14 protein-coding genes are annotated in these 16,676 nt (G+C 71.3%); all 14 read right to left on the reverse strand.

Features of this window, described 5'->3' with window-relative positions; genetic code table 11:
* Positions 1-50: 50 nt before the first annotated feature.
* The 14 genes from AB4039_RS37975 to AB4039_RS38040 all read right to left on the reverse strand — a co-directional run bounded on the left by AB4039_RS37975 (position 51) and on the right by AB4039_RS38040 (position 16,519).
* On the reverse strand, positions 51-1,268 hold the full coding sequence (locus AB4039_RS37975) for a DivIVA domain-containing protein (protein WP_442272896.1): 1,218 nt from the start codon (positions 1,266-1,268) through the stop codon (positions 51-53).
* Positions 1,269-1,350: 82 nt separating this feature from the next.
* Positions 1,351-1,647, reverse strand: coding sequence for a YggT family protein (locus AB4039_RS37980; protein ID WP_030155988.1), 297 nt, complete (start codon positions 1,645-1,647; stop codon positions 1,351-1,353).
* Between the two features lie 59 nt (positions 1,648-1,706).
* Positions 1,707-2,324 carry a cell division protein SepF gene (locus AB4039_RS37985; protein ID WP_266577714.1) on the reverse strand — a complete coding sequence of 206 codons (618 nt, stop codon included), beginning with the start codon at positions 2,322-2,324 and terminating at the stop codon, positions 1,707-1,709.
* Positions 2,325-2,494: 170 nt separating this feature from the next.
* Positions 2,495-3,214 (reverse strand): YggS family pyridoxal phosphate-dependent enzyme, encoded by a 720-nt coding sequence (locus tag AB4039_RS37990; protein WP_266838572.1) that lies wholly within the window; start codon positions 3,212-3,214, stop codon positions 2,495-2,497.
* On the reverse strand, positions 3,201-3,950 hold the full coding sequence (gene pgeF, locus AB4039_RS37995; protein WP_442272897.1) for a peptidoglycan editing factor PgeF: 750 nt from the start codon (positions 3,948-3,950) through the stop codon (positions 3,201-3,203). The genes AB4039_RS37990 and pgeF overlap by 14 nt, the downstream gene beginning before the upstream one ends.
* On the reverse strand, positions 3,947-5,146 hold the full coding sequence (gene ftsZ, locus AB4039_RS38000) for a cell division protein FtsZ (protein ID WP_030228033.1): 1,200 nt from the start codon (positions 5,144-5,146) through the stop codon (positions 3,947-3,949). Before ftsZ ends, pgeF begins: the two co-directional genes overlap by 4 nt.
* Positions 5,147-5,424: 278 nt before the next feature.
* On the reverse strand, positions 5,425-6,267 hold the full coding sequence (locus tag AB4039_RS38005; protein WP_442272898.1) for a cell division protein FtsQ/DivIB: 843 nt from the start codon (positions 6,265-6,267) through the stop codon (positions 5,425-5,427).
* A 30-nt stretch (positions 6,268-6,297) separates the two neighbouring features.
* Positions 6,298-7,392 (reverse strand): undecaprenyldiphospho-muramoylpentapeptide beta-N-acetylglucosaminyltransferase, encoded by a 1,095-nt coding sequence (gene murG, locus AB4039_RS38010; protein ID WP_266838574.1) that lies wholly within the window; start codon positions 7,390-7,392, stop codon positions 6,298-6,300.
* A 6-nt stretch (positions 7,393-7,398) separates the two neighbouring features.
* Entirely contained in the window at positions 7,399-8,757 is a 1,359-nt protein-coding gene (ftsW, locus tag AB4039_RS38015; protein ID WP_442272899.1) for a putative lipid II flippase FtsW, read from the reverse strand.
* 69 nt (positions 8,758-8,826) lie between these two features.
* Positions 8,827-10,275 (reverse strand): UDP-N-acetylmuramoyl-L-alanine--D-glutamate ligase, encoded by a 1,449-nt coding sequence (gene murD, locus AB4039_RS38020; RefSeq protein WP_442272900.1) that lies wholly within the window; start codon positions 10,273-10,275, stop codon positions 8,827-8,829.
* Complete coding sequence (gene mraY, locus AB4039_RS38025) at positions 10,257-11,327, reverse strand: phospho-N-acetylmuramoyl-pentapeptide-transferase (RefSeq protein ID WP_266838577.1); 1,071 nt, start codon at positions 11,325-11,327, stop codon at positions 10,257-10,259. The genes murD and mraY overlap by 19 nt, the downstream gene beginning before the upstream one ends.
* On the reverse strand, positions 11,324-12,748 hold the full coding sequence (locus tag AB4039_RS38030) for a UDP-N-acetylmuramoyl-tripeptide--D-alanyl-D-alanine ligase (protein WP_442272901.1): 1,425 nt from the start codon (positions 12,746-12,748) through the stop codon (positions 11,324-11,326). The genes mraY and AB4039_RS38030 overlap by 4 nt, the downstream gene beginning before the upstream one ends.
* Positions 12,745-14,439, reverse strand: a complete 1,695-nt coding sequence (locus tag AB4039_RS38035; protein WP_266838579.1) for a UDP-N-acetylmuramoyl-L-alanyl-D-glutamate--2,6-diaminopimelate ligase — start codon at positions 14,437-14,439, stop codon at positions 12,745-12,747. Before AB4039_RS38035 ends, AB4039_RS38030 begins: the two co-directional genes overlap by 4 nt.
* Positions 14,440-14,500: 61 nt before the next feature.
* Positions 14,501-16,519: a peptidoglycan D,D-transpeptidase FtsI family protein gene (locus tag AB4039_RS38040; protein WP_266838580.1), complete on the reverse strand. Its 2,019-nt coding sequence runs from the start codon at positions 16,517-16,519 to the stop codon at positions 14,501-14,503.
* Between the last annotated feature and the right edge of the window lie 157 nt (positions 16,520-16,676).

A 16,676-nucleotide genomic window follows, 5' to 3' on the forward strand; every position in this document is an offset into this window, starting at 1 on the left:
AAGGGGAACCGGGCCCGGCCCGTAAGGCTGCCGACGACGAGCGGCGGCGCCTAGTTGTCGTCCTCGTCGATCAGGAAGCCCCGCATCGGAGACGGCGCCTGCTGCATCGGCTGCGGCGCAGCCGGCCGCACCGGAGCCATCGGCTGCGTCATCGCCGGGGACATCTGCTGCTGGCCGCCGTAGGACGGGCCACCACCCATCGGGGAGGGACCGCCCATGGGGGACGGAGCACCCATGGACGGGTTGCCCATCGAGTGACCCATCGCACCGGCCGGAGCCATCGACGGCGAAGGCGACGGCGGCAGCGCCGGACCGGCCGGGTTGCGCGGCGGGGCCAGGGAGTCGTCGGCCTGGGTCTCCAGCTGGCGCAGCTGCGACTCCAGGTAGGACTTCAGACGCGTGCGGTACTCGCGCTCGAAGCCCCGAAGGTCCTCGACCTTGCGCTCCAGCGTGGCGCGGGCGGACTCCAGGGAGCCCATCGCGACGCGGTGCTTCTCCTGCGCGTCCCGCTCCAGCGCGTCGGCCTTGGCGCGGGCGTCCCGCTCCAGGCCCTCGGCGCGCGAACGGGCCTCGCCGACGATCTTGTTGGCTTCGGAGCGGGCCTCCGCGATCGCCTGGTCGGCGGTCTGCTGCGCGAGCGACAGTACGCGGGCGGCGCTGTCGCCACCGGGGCCCTGCTGCGGGAGCTGCGGCGGCTGCTGCATCTGCTGCATGGGCTGGCCCATGGGCTGCATCTGCTGGCCCATCGGCTGCATCTGCTGGCCCATCGGCTGGCCGAGCGGGTTCTGGCCACCCATGGACTGCTGCTGCATGGGGGGCTGGCCCATCTGCTGCTGCGGCGCCATGGGGTGCTGGCCACCCATGGACTGCTGCTGCTGCATGGGGCCGCCCATCGGGCCCGGACCCTGCGGTCCGTGTCCACCAGGACCGGGCGGCAGCTGCGGCTGGCCGCCGGGAAGCTGCGGCGGGCCCATCTGCGGCTGCTGCTGCTGCTGCGGCGGGCCGGATATGGCCGCGGGCACGGGGGCGCCCGGGCCTCGCTGGTCCTGGGGCTCCGGCTTGCGCATGTTCTGCTGCTGCTGGTTCTGCGCGGCGGCACGCGTCGCGGCGGCCAGCTTGGCGCGCAGGTCCTCGTTCTCGCGCAGCAGGCGCGTCAGTTCGGACTCGACCTCGTCGAGGAAGGCATCGACCTCGTCCTCGTCATAGCCTTCTCGGAGGCGGACGGTCGTGAACTGCTTGTTCCGCACGTCCTCGGGGGTCAGCGGCATGTCTTCTTCACCTCTACGTAGTCGTCGGCAGTCGGCAAGACCGTATCGGGACTGTCCCCGCGCCCGCGGGGAAGCACATCGTTCACACGCTTCTCGCAGCGGTGCTCACGAAACTGATGAGGATGTAAACGATGATCATCAGAACGAAGAAGGACAGGTCGAGTGCCACGCCCCCGAGACGCAACGGCGGGATGAATCGCCGGAGAAGCTTGAGCGGTGGATCGGTGACAGTGTAGGTGGCCTCCAGAACGACCACCATCGCCTTGCCGGGTGTCCATGAACGTGCGAACTGGAACACGTAGTCCATGACCAGTCGGAAGATCAGCACGATGAGGAAGCACATCAGCGCGATGTAGACCACTTGCAGTGCGACGCCCATCCCGCGCTTCCCTCTCCCCGTTCTCGCTCTGTTCCCGGTCCCGTGTCTGACGGATCGGTCTAGCTTTGGTTGAAGAACCCGCCCTCCGCGATGCGGGCCTTGTCCTCCGCCGTGACATCGACGTTAGCAGGCGACAGCAGGAACACCTTCTGTGTCACGCGTTCAATACTGCCGTGCAGACCGAAGACGAGGCCGGCGGCGAAGTCGACGAGACGCTTCGCGTCCGTGTCGTCCATCTCCGTGAGATTCATGATCACCGGAGTGCCCTCACGGAAGTGTTCCCCGATGGTACGGGCCTCGTTGTAGGTCCGGGGGTGCAGCGTCGTGATGCGGTACGGCTCCCGCTCGGAGACGACCTTGGGCATGATCACGGGGGCGTTCTTCTCCAGGTTGGTGCGGTCAGGTGTGATGGATGCCACGGGGGCAATTCGCGCGGGACGTCCGTTTTCTGACGGAATTGGGAGGGGTTCCCGCGGCGCCGGAGGCTGTACGGCTCGTACCGGTTCGTCCGTTACGGGCGATTGGTGCACGGGCTGCTGTCGGCGATCCCGGTCCCGCGCGCGCTCCGGCTCCGGCTCGGGCTCGAACTCGTCATCGGGGTCGTACCCCGGGTTGTCGTACCGGTCGTCCTCCACGAGGCCGAGGTAGACCGCCATCTTGCGCATCGCGCCGGCCATTCTCCGAGTCCTCCGCTCTGTGGTGGATCGCCCTGTCGCAGGTGTCGCTGTGTCCGTCAGCAAAGTAGCTGTGTCACCAAAGTCACCAACTGCCCGCGATCCACTTGGTCTGTCCGCTCATCTGCGGAAATGACCATATTTTCTGCTGTGGTCCGACTTTCTTCGCGACGTTACCCGAGCCGGGGTCTCGCGCCGAGTACCGCAGTGCCGACGCGTACATGTGTCGCACCGGCCAGCACGGCCTGTTCCAGGTCGGCGCTCATTCCGGCCGACACCATCGTGGCAGCCGGATGGTCCGCGCGCAGGCCGGATGACAATTCCACCAGCCGCTCGAAGGCCGCCCGTTCGCGCCCCGCGTAAGGGCCGGCCAGCGGGGCGACGGTCATCAGCCCGTCGATGCGCAGTCCCGGCGCGGCGGCCACGAGGTCCGCCAACTGCGCGAGCAGGTCCGGCGCCGCGCCTCCGCGCGCGCCGCGCTCCCCCGACTCCGCGTCGAGCGCGATCTGCACCAGACAGCCGAGTTCGCGCCCCTGCGCCTGCGCGGCCGCCGACAGCGCCGTGACGAGCTTCGGCCGGTCGACCGACTGCACGACATGCGCGTATCCCGCCACGGAACGGACTTTGTTCGTCTGCAACTGCCCCACGAAGTGCCAGTTCAACGGCAGATCCGCGCAGGCCCCGGCCTTGGGCGCGGCGTCCTGGTCCCGGTTTTCCGCAACATGACGGACGCCCAGCTCCGCCAGCAGTCGTACGTCGCTCGCCGGATATGTCTTGGTGACCACGATGAGGGTCACCTCGTCCCGCCCCCGGCCCGCGGCCGCGCAGGCGGACGCGATGCGCTCCTCGACCCGCGCGAGGTTCTCCGCGAGTTCCGACTTACGGTCTGTCATCAATCCGTTCCAACCACACATATCCGGCGAGCCGCCCGGTCACCCGGTCGCGGCGGTACGAGAAGTGGTCCCGCGACTCCAGTGTGCAGACCGCGGAACGGTGGCGGTACGCCACCCCCGCCTCCGCCAGCTGCGCGTGCACCCCGGCGACCACGTCCACCGCCGGCGTCCCCCAGCTGGTCTCGGCCCACGCGGCCGGAACCACGGCGGCGACCGCCTCCCGCATCTCGGCGGGCACTTCGTAGCACCGCCCGCAGACGGCCGGTCCGGTACGGGCGACCATGCGCGCGGGGTCCGCGCCCAGGGCCGTCATCGCCTCGACCGCGGCCGGCACCACCCCGGCGACCAGGCCGGGCCGCCCGGCGTGGGCGGCGCCGACGACCCCGGCGACGGGGTCGGCCAGCAGCACGGGGGTGCAGTCGGCGGTGAGCACGGCGAGGGCGAGCCCCCGACGCGCGGTCACCACCGCGTCCACCGCCGGGACCGCCTCGCCGGCGGCCCACGGGCCGTCCACCACCGCGACGTCCCGCCCGTGCACCTGGTTCATCCAGACGACGAGGTCCGGGTCGACGCCCAGCTCCCGCGCCACGGCGGCCCGGTTCGCGCGAACGGCGGCCGGGTCGTCTCCGACCGCGMCGCCGAGATTGAGCTCCTCGTACGGAACGGCGCTCACTCCGCCCCACCGGTCGGTGAAGGCGAAATGGGCGCCGCTCTCGTGATGCTGCCCCAGTGTCACTTCAAGAAGTCCGGAACATCCAGCTCTTCGGCCGGGCTGTCCTGGTACGGCCGGGCCGTCGGCACCTGCGGCGCGGGCGCCGGCTCGACGGGGATCTCCACCGGAGCCGGGGGCTCCTCGCGCGGGGTCACCGTGCCGAGTCCGCCGAAGGCCGGGCGGACCGGCTCCGGGGCGCGCACCGGCGCGGGGGCCGGCTCCTCGCGCTTGGTGGACGCGGCGCCGATGACGTTGTCCCGGCGGGCCGGGGGCTGTCCGCCGTCGAACCCGGCCGCGATCACGGTGACCCGCACCTCGTCGCCGAGCGCGTCGTCGATGACGGCACCGAAGATGATGTTCGCCTCGGGGTGCGCGGCCTCGCTCACCAGCTGCGCGGCCTCGTTGATCTCGAAGAGACCGAGGTCCGAGCCACCGGAGATGGAGAGCAGGACGCCCCGCGCCCCGTCGATGGAGGCCTCCAGCAGCGGCGAGGAGATCGCCATCTCGGCGGCGGCCACGGCGCGGTCGTCGCCGCGGGCCGAGCCGATGCCCATCAGCGCGGAGCCGGCCTCGGACATCACGGACTTGACGTCCGCGAAGTCCAGGTTGATCAGACCCGGGGTGGTGATGAGGTCCGTGATGCCCTGGACGCCGGAGAGCAGGACCTGGTCGGCCGACTTGAAGGCGTCCAGGACGCTGACCTGGCGGTCCGAGATGGACAGCAGGCGGTCGTTGGGGATGACGATGAGGGTGTCGACCTCTTCGCGGAGCTCGGCGATGCCGTCCTCCGCCTGGTTCGCGCGGCGCCGGCCCTCGAAGGTGAACGGCCGGGTGACCACACCGATCGTCAGGGCGCCCAGCGAGCGCGCGATGTTGGCCACGACGGGTGCGCCGCCGGTGCCGGTGCCGCCGCCCTCACCGGCGGTGACGAAGACCATGTCGGCCCCCTTGAGGACCTCCTCGATCTCCTCACGGTGGTCCTCTGCCGCCTTGCGGCCGACGGCCGGGTTGGCTCCGGCGCCGAGGCCTCGGGTGAGTTCACGACCGACGTCGAGCTTGACGTCGGCGTCGCTCATCAACAGCGCCTGGGCGTCCGTGTTGATGGCGATGAACTCGACACCCTTGAGGCCGACCTCGATCATTCGGTTGATGGCATTGACACCACCGCCGCCGACACCGATGACCTTGATGACTGCGAGGTAGTTCTGCGGTGCTGCCACGTCGAAGGCCTCTCGCCTCGATTACGTGTCGCCGCTTCGCGGGTCTGCGGTGCGACGACTGATGCCGAAATTGGGACGGTTCGTACGCGCCGACCCGAACCCTAACCCTGAAGTTTAGGGTTAGGAGTGTGTCTGTTCCCTGGACTCTTCCGAACAGGACACTAAGTCGACAAGTAGTGCGGGTTCAACGAACACGCCGAACCTCCCGTTTTTCTTTTCACCCTATGTGATCACCCGTATCGGTGGCCAACCAGGGTGGTTCGCTGTTCGACCGGACGTCAACTCCCGGACACCGCAGGCGCGGTGGGGACGCTCACGTCGAAGTGGTCGGCCTTGGGCGAGGCTTTCAGCAGAGCGGTCAGCGCGCGGCCCTTCGCCTCGCCCAGTTCGCCGCTCCCCCACACGACCGTGCGCCCCTTGGTCAGCTGGAGCAGCACCGAATCGTACGACCGCACCTTGACCTGCAAAGTCTCTTTCGCGATCGCGGCGGGGAGGGTTCCGGCGATGCCCACCACCTCCCGCAGGAGCCGCTGCTCGTCGAAGCGGCGGGCGCTCGGCGAGTGCTCCGCGCTCAGTTCCAGGACCGGAACGCCTGCGGGCGCGCGTCCGACCGTGTCGAATCGCACACCGGACGCGTCCACTTCGACGAACTCCGCTTCCTTCTTGATGAGCAGGACGGGTTTGCGTTCCGTCACTTTCAGCCCGATTCCGTGCGGCCAGGCCCGCACCACGTCGACCGAATCGATACGGGGCAGCCGCCGGCGCAGACGGCTCGCGATCTCGTCCGTGTCGACGCCGACGAGGGGTGCGCCGACGGGTACGGCCGCGGCCGCGAGGACCTGCTCGGGGGTGAGCACCTCGGTGCCGGAGGCCGTGACCTTCTCGACGCGGAGCCAGGAGGAGCCGTAGAGCGCCCAGGTGCCGCCCGCGGCGAGGACCACGGCGGCGGCGAGGGAGGCCAGGACGGGGACGCGACGCGCTCGCGCGCCACCGGGTCCCCGGGGGCCCGGCCTCTTCGACGACTTGGGCGGCTTGGGCGGCTTGGACGGACCCGGGCGCTTTTTCCCGCCCCGGCCCGACCGGTCGGACGTGCCGCGCTGTGCCGTCGTCGCTCCGGCCACTCCTGTGCCTCCTGGCTCTGGCTTCCCGCCTCAGCGGGCCCTGTTGGCCGCGACCGCCTCGTAGACCAGGCCGACGAGCAGGTCGTCGGCGTCCCGGCGGCCGAACTCGGCGGCGGCGCGGGACATCTCGTACAGGCGGTGCGGATCGGACAGCACCGGGAGGATCTGGCCGAGCACCCAGTCGGGCGTCAGTTCCGCGTCGTCCACGAGCAGGCCGCCGCCGGCCTTGACCACCGGCTGGGCGTTGAGCCGCTGTTCGCCGTTGCCGATGGGCAGCGGTACGTAGGCGGCCGGCAGTCCGACGGCGGAGAGTTCGGCGACGGTCATCGCGCCCGCGCGGCACAGCATCATGTCGGCGGCGGCGTACGCGAGGTCCATCCGGTCCACGTACGGTACCGGGACGTACGGCGGCATCCCGGGCATGTTGTCGACACGCGGCAGTTCGTTCTTCGGGCCGACCGCGTGCAGGATCTGGATCCCGGAGCGCTGGAGGGTCGGAGCGACCTGCTGGATCACCTCGTTGAGGCGGCGGGCGCCCTGTGAGCCGCCGGAGACCAGCAGCGTCGGCAGGTTGGGGTCCAGCCCGAAGGCGGCGCGCGCCTCGGGGCGGACGGCGGCCCGGTCGAGGGTGGAGATGGACCGGCGCAGCGGGATGCCCACGTAGCGGGCGCCGCGCAGCTTGCTGTCCGGGGTGGACACGGCGACGGCGTGCGCGTAGCGGGAGCCGATCTTGTTGGCCAGTCCGGGCCGGGCGTTGGCCTCGTGGACGATGATCGGCACCCCGAGCCGCTTGGCGGCCAGGTAGCCGGGCAGGGCCACGTAGCCGCCGAAGCCGACGACGCAGTCCGCCTTGGTCCGGGTCAGGATCTCCTCGGCGGCCTTGATGGTGCCGCGCAGCCGCCCGGGGACGGTGATCAGCTCGGGCGTGGGCTTGCGGGGCAGCGGTACGGCGGGGATCAGTCCCAGCTCGTAGCCCCGCTCCGGGACCAGCCGCGTTTCAAGGCCGCGTTCGGTACCGAGGGCGGTGATGCCCACGGTCGGGTCCTGCCTGCGCAGGGCGTCCGCGAGGGCGAGCGCCGGCTCGATGTGGCCGGCGGTCCCCCCACCGGCGAGTACGACATGCACCGAAATTCACCGCTCTCCGGACGGACGCCTCTTGACGCGCCGTCTCATCGACTTCCATATCGGCCCGCTCCGCTGCCGGCCGAACCTCGGCCGGCGCATCGCGAGCGCCGCTCGCGCCGCCGGCTCCTCCCGCGCGAAGGCGATGAGCAGTCCGACCGCGAACATGGTCGGCAGCAGGGCCGACCCTCCGTAGGAGAACAGCGGGAGGGGCACACCGGCGATCGGCAGCAGGCCGAGCACCGCACCGATGTTGATCACGGCCTGGGCCGTGATCCACGTGGTGACGCCTCCCGCGGCATACCGTACGAAGGAGTCCTCCGTGCGTCCGGCCACGCGGATACCCGCATAGCCTAGAGCCGCGAACAGGGCGAGCACCGACAGCGTCCCCGCCAGCCCCAGTTCCYCACCGGTGATGGCAAAGATGAAGTCGGTGTGGGCTTCGGGCAGTTGCCCCCATTTTTCCACACTCGCCCCCAGGCCGGAACCGAACCATCCGCCGGATGCCAGGGCATAGATCCCGTGGACGGCCTGCCAGCAAAGGTCGTTCTTGCCCGGATCTGTCGCCCCGAGGCAGGCGAGCCGGTCCATGCGGTGCGGGCTGGTCTTGATGAGCAGTGCGACGATCACACCCGCGAAGAGCAGGACCCCCGCGAACATCCGGGTGGGCGCCCCGGCGAGCCAGAGCAGCCCGAACAGGACGGCGCCCAGGATCATCGCGGTGCCCATGTCCCCGCCCAGCATGATCAGCCCGAGGAGCAGGAAGGCCACCGGGACCAGCGGCACCAGCAGGTGTTTCCACTGGCTCAGCAGCCCCTTGTCCCCCTTGCGGGCCAGCAGGTCGGCGCCCCACAGGATCAGGGCGAGTTTGCCGAACTCACTGGGCTGGAGCATGAACGGACCACCAAGGGAGATCCAATTCTGGTTGCCGTTGATCGACACCCCTATCCCGGGGACCTGGACCAGGACCATCAGGAACAGGGTGCCGGCGAGCACCGGATAGGACAGGGCCCGGTGCAGCTTGACCGGCATCCGGGAGGCGGCGAAGAGCAGGACGGTACCGATCAGGGCGGCCAGGAACTGCTTCTTGAAGAAGTAGGCGTCCCCCAGGCCCAGCTGGAGGGCCTTGATCATGGACGCCGAGTAGACCATCACCAGGCCGAGCCCGGTGAGGAGCAGCGAGCTGCCGAAAATCAGGTAATAGGCGGTGAGCGGCCGGTCCCAGGCCTTGCTCAACTGCCGCTGTGCGCGCCGCAGCCGTTGCAGCGGCGCGCGGGCGGGCCGCCGGGCGGTGACTGCGGGGCGTTTGCGGCCCTGCGCCTTCACGGCGGCGGGCCGCCGCCCCGGCAGCATCTGCTTGGCCGGCATCTGTGATCTTCCCCTCCACTCGTACGAGGCGAGCAGCCGGGTCGGGCAGGAATCCTGCCCCGGATCGACCTAGGCGCTCTCGGCGGCCAGTTCGCGCACGGCGTCGGCGAACGCGTCCCCACGCTTGTTGTAGTTCGCGAACATGTCCATCGATGCACACGCGGGCGCCAGCAGGACCGTGTCGCCGGGCTTCGCGAGCCGGGCCGCCTCCCGGACCGCTGCGAGCATCGCCCCAGTGTCGGTCCGTTCGAGGTCGACGACCGGGACCTCGGGGGCGTGTCGCGCCAGTGCCTCGGCGATCAGCGCCCGGTCGGCGCCGATCAGCACCACCGCGCGCAGCCGGTCCGCGGACTTCTGGACGAGTTCGTCGAAGGTCGCGCCCTTGGCGAGGCCGCCGGCGATCCAGACGACCGGTTCGAAGGCCGCGAGGGAGGCCTCCGCGGCGTGCGTGTTGGTGGCCTTGGAGTCGTCGATGTAGGTGACCCCGCCGACCTCGTCCACGTACGAGACGCGGTGGGCGTCGGGGCGGAAGTCGCGCAGGCCGTCGCGGACCGCGCGGGGCTCCACGCCGAAGGCGCGGGCGAGGGCCGCCGCCGCGAGGGCGTTGGCGATGTTGTGCGGGGCCGGCGGGTTGACGTCCTTGACCTCGGCGAGTTCCTGGGCGTTCTTCTGCCGGTTCTCGACGAAGGCGCGGTCCACGAGGATCCCGTCGACCACGCCGAGCATGGAGGGGCCGGGGGCGCCGAGGGTGAAGCCGATGGCCCGGCAGCCCTCCTCGACGTCCGCCTCGACGACCAGGGCCTCGGTGGCGGGGTCGGCGACGTTGTAGACGCAGGCGACCGCGTTGCCCTCGTAGATGCGGCCCTTGTCGGCGGCGTAGGCGTCCATCGAGCCGTGCCAGTCCAGGTGGTCCGGGGCCAGGTTGAGGACGGCCGCCGAGTGGGCGCGTACCGAGGGCGCCCAGTGCAGCTGGTAGCTGGAGAGCTCGACGGCGAGGACGTCGTAGGTCTCCTCGCCGGTCACCACGTCGATGATCGGGGTGCCGATGTTGCCGACGGCCGCGGTCTTCAGACCGGCCGCGCGCAGGATCGACGCGAGCATCTGGGTGGTGGTGGTCTTGCCGTTGGTGCCGGTGATCGCGAGCCAGGGGGCGGCGTTCTCGCCGCGCAGCAGCCAGGCGACCTCGACGTCGCCCACGACGTCCACACCCGCCGCTGCGGCGGCCGCGAAGAGGGGGCTGTCGGGCTTCCAGCCGGGCGAGGTCACGACCAGGTCGGTGCCGTCGGGCAGGACGTCGCCGGCGCGGGCGCCGTCCGCCAGGTGGCCGAGGCGTACCCCGATGCCCAGCTCCGCGAGCTCGGCGGCCCGCGCACGGTGGGCGTCCCCGTCCCCGTTGTCGACGACCGTCACGACGGCGCCGAGGCCGGCCAGGGCGCGGGCGGCACTGATGCCGCTCACGCCGAGACCGGCGACGGTGATGTTCCTGCCCTGCCAGGAGGTCACTTGTCTGCTGCCCATCCCGCGTAGAAGAGACCGAGACCGACGATCACGCACATGCCCTGGATGATCCAGAAGCGGACCACGACGAGGACTTCGGACCAGCCCTTGAGTTCGAAGTGGTGCTGGAGCGGCGCCATCCGGAAGACGCGCTTTCCGGTCAGCTTGAAGGAGCCGACCTGGATGACGACCGACATCGTGATGAGCACGAAGAGGCCGCCGAGCAGTGCCATCAGGAACTCCGTGCGGGAGCAGATGGCGAGGCCCGCGAGCGCGCCGCCGAGGGCGAGCGAGCCGGTGTCACCCATGAAGATCTTGGCGGGCGAGGTGTTCCACCACAGGAAGCCGAAGCAGGCTCCCATCAGGGCGGAGGCGACGACCGCGAGGTCCAGCGGGTCGCGCACCTCGAAACAGGCGTTCGGATTGGTCAGGGTCTGCGCGTTGACGCAGGACTCCTGGAACTGCCAGACGCCGATGAAGGTGTAGGCGCCGAAGACCATCACGGCGGCGCCGGTGGCGAGGCCGTCCAGACCGTCGGTCAGGTTCACGCCGTTGGACATGGCCAGGATCATGAACAGCGCCCAGACCACGAACAGGACGGGGCCGATCGACCAGCCGAAGTCCGTGACGAACGACAGCTTCTTGGAGGCCGGCGTGAGTCCGCGCGAGTCCGAGAACTGCAGCGCGAGGACCGCGAAGGCGATGCCGACGATCAGCTGGCCGGCCATCTTGGCCTTGGCCCGCAGACCGAGCGAGCGGCGCTTGACGATCTTGATGTAGTCGTCGAGGTAGCCGACCAGGCCCATGCCCGCCATCAGGAAGAGCACGAGCAGGCCCGACATGCTCGGGGATTCGCCCGTGATCGCCTTCGTCGCGGCGTACGCGATGATCGTCGCCAGGATGAAGGAGATACCGCCCATGGTGGGCGTGCCCTTCTTCCCGGCGTGGCCGCGGGGGCCGTCGTCGCGGATGAACTGACCGTAGCCCTTGCGGGCCAGCAGCTTGATCAGGAGGGGGGTGCCGATGACGGTGAGGAACATACCGATGACACCCGCGAACAGGATCTGCCTCATCGGCCGGCGACCTCGCCCTCGCTGTCGAGCAGCGCCTGCGCGACCCGCTCCAGGCCGATCGACCTGGAAGCCTTCACCAGCACGACGTCCCCCGGGCGCAGTTCACTGCGCAACAGGTCCACTGCCGCCTGCGCGTCGGACACGAGCACCGACTCCTCACCCCACGAACCCTCGTTATATGCGCCCAGTTGCAGCCAGGACGCTTCCCTGCCCCCGACTGCCACGAGCTTGCTCACGTTGAGCCGGACGGCGAGCCGTCCCACCGCGTCGTGCTCGGCCAGCGCCGCGTCGCCGAGCTCGGCCATGGGGCCGAGCACCGCCCACGTACGTCCCCCCTTCGCCCTGGCGGAGTCGCCCATCGCGGCAAGTGCGCGCAGGGCGGCCCGCATGGACTCGGGATTCGCGTTGTAGGCGTCGTTGACGATCGTCACGCCGTCCGCGCGCTCGGTGACCTCCATCCGCCACCGTGACAGCGTGCCCGCCGCGGAGAGCGCTGTGGCGATCTCTTCGACGGACATGCCCAGGACATGGGCGACGGCGGCCGCGGCGAGCGCGTTCGACACGTGGTGCTCACCGTACAGCCGCAAGGTCACATCGCTGCACCCGGTCGGGGTGTGGAGTGTGAAGGAGGGTTGTCCGGCGGGTGTCATCCGCACCTCGGTGGCCCGTACGTCGGCGTCCTCGGCCTCCCCGAACAGGACGGTACGGGCCTTGGTGCGGGCGGACATGGCCCGCACCAGCAGGTCGTCGGCGTTGAGGACGGCGACCCCGCCGTCGGCTTCGGCCGGCAGGGCCTCGACCAGCTCTCCCTTGGCCCGGGCGATGGCCTCGCGGCCGCCGAACTCGCCGATGTGGGCGGTCCCGACGTTCAGGACGAGGCCGATGCGCGGCGGGGTCAGGCTGGTCAGGTAGGCGATGTGGCCGATGCCGCGGGCGCCCATCTCCAGGACCAGGTGCCGGGTTTCGGCGGTGGCCTTCAGGGCCGTGAGCGGCAGGCCGATCTCGTTGTTGAGGGAGCCGGGCGTCCACACGGTGGGCGCGTGGTGCTGGAGCACCTGGGCGATGAGGTCCTTGGTGGACGTCTTGCCGGCCGAGCCGGTCAGCGCCACCACGTCGGTGCCGAGGCGTTCGACGACGGTGCGGGCGAGGACGCCGAGGGCCTTCTCCACGTCGGGGACCACGATCGCCGGTACGCCCACGGGGCGGGCGGCGAGGACGGCCGCGGCACCGGCCGCGACCGCGCGCTCGGCGTAGTCGTGGCCGTCCACGTGCTCGCCCTCGAAGGCGGCGAAGAGGCTCCCGGGCTCCACCTGGCGGGAGTCGATGACGACGGGGCCGCCGATCCGCACCGAGGGGTCCGGTATGTCGTGGGGCCGCCCGCCGGTGATGTCGGCGATCTCGGCGAGGGAAAGGTCGATCACTGGTTCACCTCGGCCTGTCGGGCGCTGCGCTGCTGGGTCTCGATGGCCGCGCGGAGCACGGCGCGGTCGTCGAAGGGGCGTACGACGCCCGCGGTGTCCTGGCCCTGCTCGTGGCCCTTGCCGGCGACCAGGACCGTGTCCCCGGCCCCGGCGCGCGCGACGGCGGCGGCGATGGCCGCGGCCCGGTCGGCGTCGACGAGGACGGTGGCGCGCTCGGCGGGCGGCACCGACACGGCGCCCTCGAACATCGCGGCGAGGATCGCGAGCGGGTCCTCGGAGCGCGGGTTGTCGGAGGTCAGGACGGCGACGTCGGCGTACCGGGCCGCCGCGGCGCCCATCGGGGCGCGCTTGGTGGTGTCGCGGTCGCCGCCGCAGCCGAGGACGATGTGCAGCTTGCCGGTGGTGACCTCGCGCAGGGCGCGCAGCACCGACTCGACGGCGTCCGTCTTGTGGGCGTAGTCGACGACGGCCAGGTACGGCTGTCCCGCGTCGACCCGCTCCAGGCGGCCCGGGACGCCGGGGACCGCGGCGACGCCGTCGGCGGCGGTCTGCGGGTCCAGCCCGGCGGCGGCGAGCGTGACGATCGCGGCGACGGTGTTCGCGACGTTGAACGGGCCGGCCAGCGGGGCGGTGGCCCGTACGCGCTGCCCTTCGGGCCCGACCAGGGTCAGGGTGGAGTCCATGGGGCCGCTGACCACGTCCTCGGCGCGCCAGTCGGCGGCCGGGTCGCCGGCGGCGGAGAAGGTCACGACCGGGATCGGCGCCTCCTTCGCGAGGCGGCGGCCGTACTCGTCGTCGACGTTGACCACGCCGAGGCGGGCGCGGCGCTCGGTGAAGAGCTGCGCCTTGGCCTGGAAGTAGTCCTCCATGTCGGAGTGGAACTCCATGTGTTCCGGGCTCAGGTTGTTGAAGACGGCGACGTCGAAGACGCATCCGTCGACCCGGCCCAGCACCAGGGCGTGGCTGGAGACCTCCATGGCCACGGCCTCGACGCCGCGTTCGCGCATGACGGCGAACAGGGCCTGGAGGTCGGTGGCCTCGGGGGTGGTGCGCTCGGACTTGATGCGCTCGTCGCCGATGCGCATCTCGACGGTGCCGACCAGTCCGGTCGTGCGTCCGGCGGCGCGCAGTCCGCCCTCGACGAGGTAGGCGGTGGTGGTCTTGCCCGAGGTGCCGGTGATGCCGAGCTGGAGCAGGCCCTCACCGGGGCGGCCGTAGATCTCGGCGGCGAGCTCGCCCATCCGGCCGCGCGGGTCGGCGACGGTGAGCACCGGCAGGCCGGTCGCGGCGGCGCGGTCGGCGCCCGCCGGATCGGTCAGCACGGCGGCCGCGCCGAGGGCGGCGGCCTGCGTGGCGAAGTCCGCGCCGTGGAGCCGGGCGCCGGGCAGGGCGGCGTACAGATCGCCGGGGCGCACGGCACGGGAGTCGTGCGTGATGCCGGTGATCGGTGTGGCGCCTGAATCGGGCAGACCCAGCAGGGTGGCCAGCTCGCCCAGAGGGGTCGGGCGGGCGGACACGGGCCGGGGCGCTCCCGGCGGCGCTGCCGGGGCGTCTTTCTGGGCGGTTCTGGGCTGATCAGCGTGAGGCACGGCGGTGAGCGTACCGGGCGCGGCGGGCCGCTCGCGAAGCGAGGGGCCGCCCTGGGCGCCGTCGGCCGATTGGTTCCCGGGTTTCGGGGTGATGGTTGTCACTGATGGTGCCTCACGCGTTTCTGGCCGGGCGGCCGGTTCACCGCCCGGACTGCGGGCCGGTCTACGGGCTGGGCTGCGGGCCGGTCTGGGTGTTGTTCGGGCCGGCGGGCGGCGGGCCGCCGTCGAAGGTCACCGGGAGTCCCGCGGGTGCGGTTCCGGTGGGTGCGACCTGGAGGGTCTTGAGCGCGAACTCCATCACCGTCTTGTAGATCGGGCCGCAGATCTGGCCGCCGAAGTAACTGCCCTTGGTGGGGTTCTGGATGGCGCAGTAGACGGTGATCCGCGGGTTGTCGGCCGGGGCGAAGCCGGCGAAGGAGGCGGTGTAGCCCTTGTAGCGGCCGGTGGCCGGATCCACCCGGTTGGAGGTGCCGGTCTTCCCGCCGACCCGGTAGCCGGGGATGCGGGCCTTGGTGCCGGTGCCCTCCTGGTCGTCGACCACGGATTCGAGCATCTCCGCGAGGGCCTTGGCGGTCCCCTGGCTGACCACGCGCGTCTGTTCGGGTGCCTGGGCCGGGGTGAACCGGCCGTCGGGGCCCTTGGTTCCGCGCACCAGGGTCGGGGTGATCCGGACCCCGCCGTTGGCGATGGTGGAGTAGACGGAGGCCGCCTGCATGGCGTTGAGCGACAGGCCCTGGCCGAAGGGGATCGTGTACTGCTGCGAGGTGGACCAGGCCTCCGGCCTGGCGAGGATGCCGCGGGACTCGCCGGGGTAGTTGAGGCCGGTGGGGCGTCCGATGCCGAACTTGTCCAGGTAGGAGTAGAGGACCCTGTTGGCCTCGGGCTGGGTGGCGCCGAGCTGGCCGGTGGCCAGGATGGTGCCGATGTTCGAGGACTTGGCGAGGACCCCGTTGAGGGTCAGATACCAGGTCGGGTGGTCGACGTCGTCCTTGAAGAGCCGGTCGCCGCGGTGCAGCCGGTTGGGGACCTCGACGTGGGTGTCGGGGGTGGCCTTCTTCTCCTCCAGGACGGCGGCCATCGAGATCACCTTGGCGGTCGATCCCGGTTCGTACACGTCCAGGAGGGCGGCGTTGCCCATGGCGGTGGAACGGGCCCGGGTCAGGTCGTTGGGGTCGAAGCCGGGGGCGTTGGCCATGGCCAGGACCTCGCCGGTGCGGGTGTCCTGGACGACGACGTAGCCGCGGTCGGCGCCGGACTTCTCGACCTGCTCGGCGATCGCGGACTGCGCGGCCCACTGGATGTCGCGGTCGATGGTCAGCTCGATGTCGTCGCCGGGTACGGCGGGCTTCTCGCTGGATCCCGCGGTGGGGACGCGGCGGCCGCCGGACTGGGCGTACGTGAGCCGGCCGTCCTTGCCGGACAGCTTCTTGTCGAGGGAGGACTCCAGGCCGCCGCCGCCCTTGCCCTCGGCGTTGACGTAACCCAGTATCCCGGCGGCGAGGTCGCCGTTCGGGTACACCCGCTTGCTGCTGACCTCGTTGAAGACGCCCGCGATGACGTTGGCGCCGGGGCCGTTGCCGCGCTTGTCGGCGGCGGCCTTGTCGGCGAAGAGCTTCTTGAGGTCCTTGATCTGGTTCCAGACCTGCGGGGTCTGGCGGCGGGCCAGGATCACGTAGCGGGTGTTCTTGGTCTTCAGGCGTGCGGTGAGCTCCTTGGCGTCCTTGCCGAGGATCGGCGCGAGGAGCGCGGCGGCCTGCTCGGGGGCGTCGGGGGCCTTGCTCTCCTGCGGGGTGAACATCTTGGGGTCGGCGGTGATGTCGTACGCGTCGACGCTGGTGGCCAGGGCCACGCCCTTGCGGTCGGTGATCTCCCCGCGCTCCGCGGCCAGGGTGTAGCTGGCGAAGCGGTTCTCGGTGGCCTTGGCGGAGTACGCGGAGGCGTCGACGGCCTGCACCTGGAGGAGCCGGACGACGAAGGCCAGCATGACCAGGGTCAGCCCGACGCCGACCAGGCGCAGCCGGGGCTTCGGGCTGCCGAGGCGGATGGTGTGCGGGGTGCGCTGCGCGGCGGGGCGGCGGGTCGCGGGGCGGGAGGCCGGGCGGGCCGTGTCCCGCGCCCGCTCACCGGGCCGCGGCCGCGGCGGCCCGGTCACCCGGCGGCGCGGAGGCTCCTTGGCGCTCACCGGAGCCCCCTCCGTCCCCCGGACACCCCGGCCCCCGAGGCAGCCGCACCGCGCGACGGGACGCGGGGGCGGAGTGCGGTGCCGTGGGGTGCGGTGCCGTGGGGCACGGTGCCGTGGGGCACGGTGCCGTGGGGCACGGTGCCGTGGGGTGCGGTGC

The sequence above is a fragment of the Streptomyces sp. M-16 genome, assembly GCF_052114405.1.
Taxonomy (GTDB): Bacteria; Actinomycetota; Actinomycetes; order Streptomycetales; family Streptomycetaceae; genus Streptomyces.

Excerpts from the sequence above, each read along its gene's own strand:
- AB4039_RS37980 (WP_030155988.1), bottom strand. The coding sequence starts at position 1,647 with ATGGGCGTCGCACTGCAAGTGGTCTACATCGCGCTGATGTGCTTCCTC.
- AB4039_RS37975 (WP_442272896.1), bottom strand. The coding sequence starts at position 1,268 with ATGCCGCTGACCCCCGAGGACGTGCGGAACAAGCAGTTCACGACCGTC.
- AB4039_RS37990 (WP_266838572.1), bottom strand. The coding sequence starts at position 3,214 with ATGACAGACCGTAAGTCGGAACTCGCGGAGAACCTCGCGCGGGTCGAG.
- murD (WP_442272900.1), bottom strand. The coding sequence starts at position 10,275 with ATGGGCAGCAGACAAGTGACCTCCTGGCAGGGCAGGAACATCACCGTC.
- AB4039_RS37985 (WP_266577714.1), bottom strand. The coding sequence starts at position 2,324 with ATGGCCGGCGCGATGCGCAAGATGGCGGTCTACCTCGGCCTCGTGGAG.
- mraY (WP_266838577.1), bottom strand. The coding sequence starts at position 11,327 with ATGAGGCAGATCCTGTTCGCGGGTGTCATCGGTATGTTCCTCACCGTC.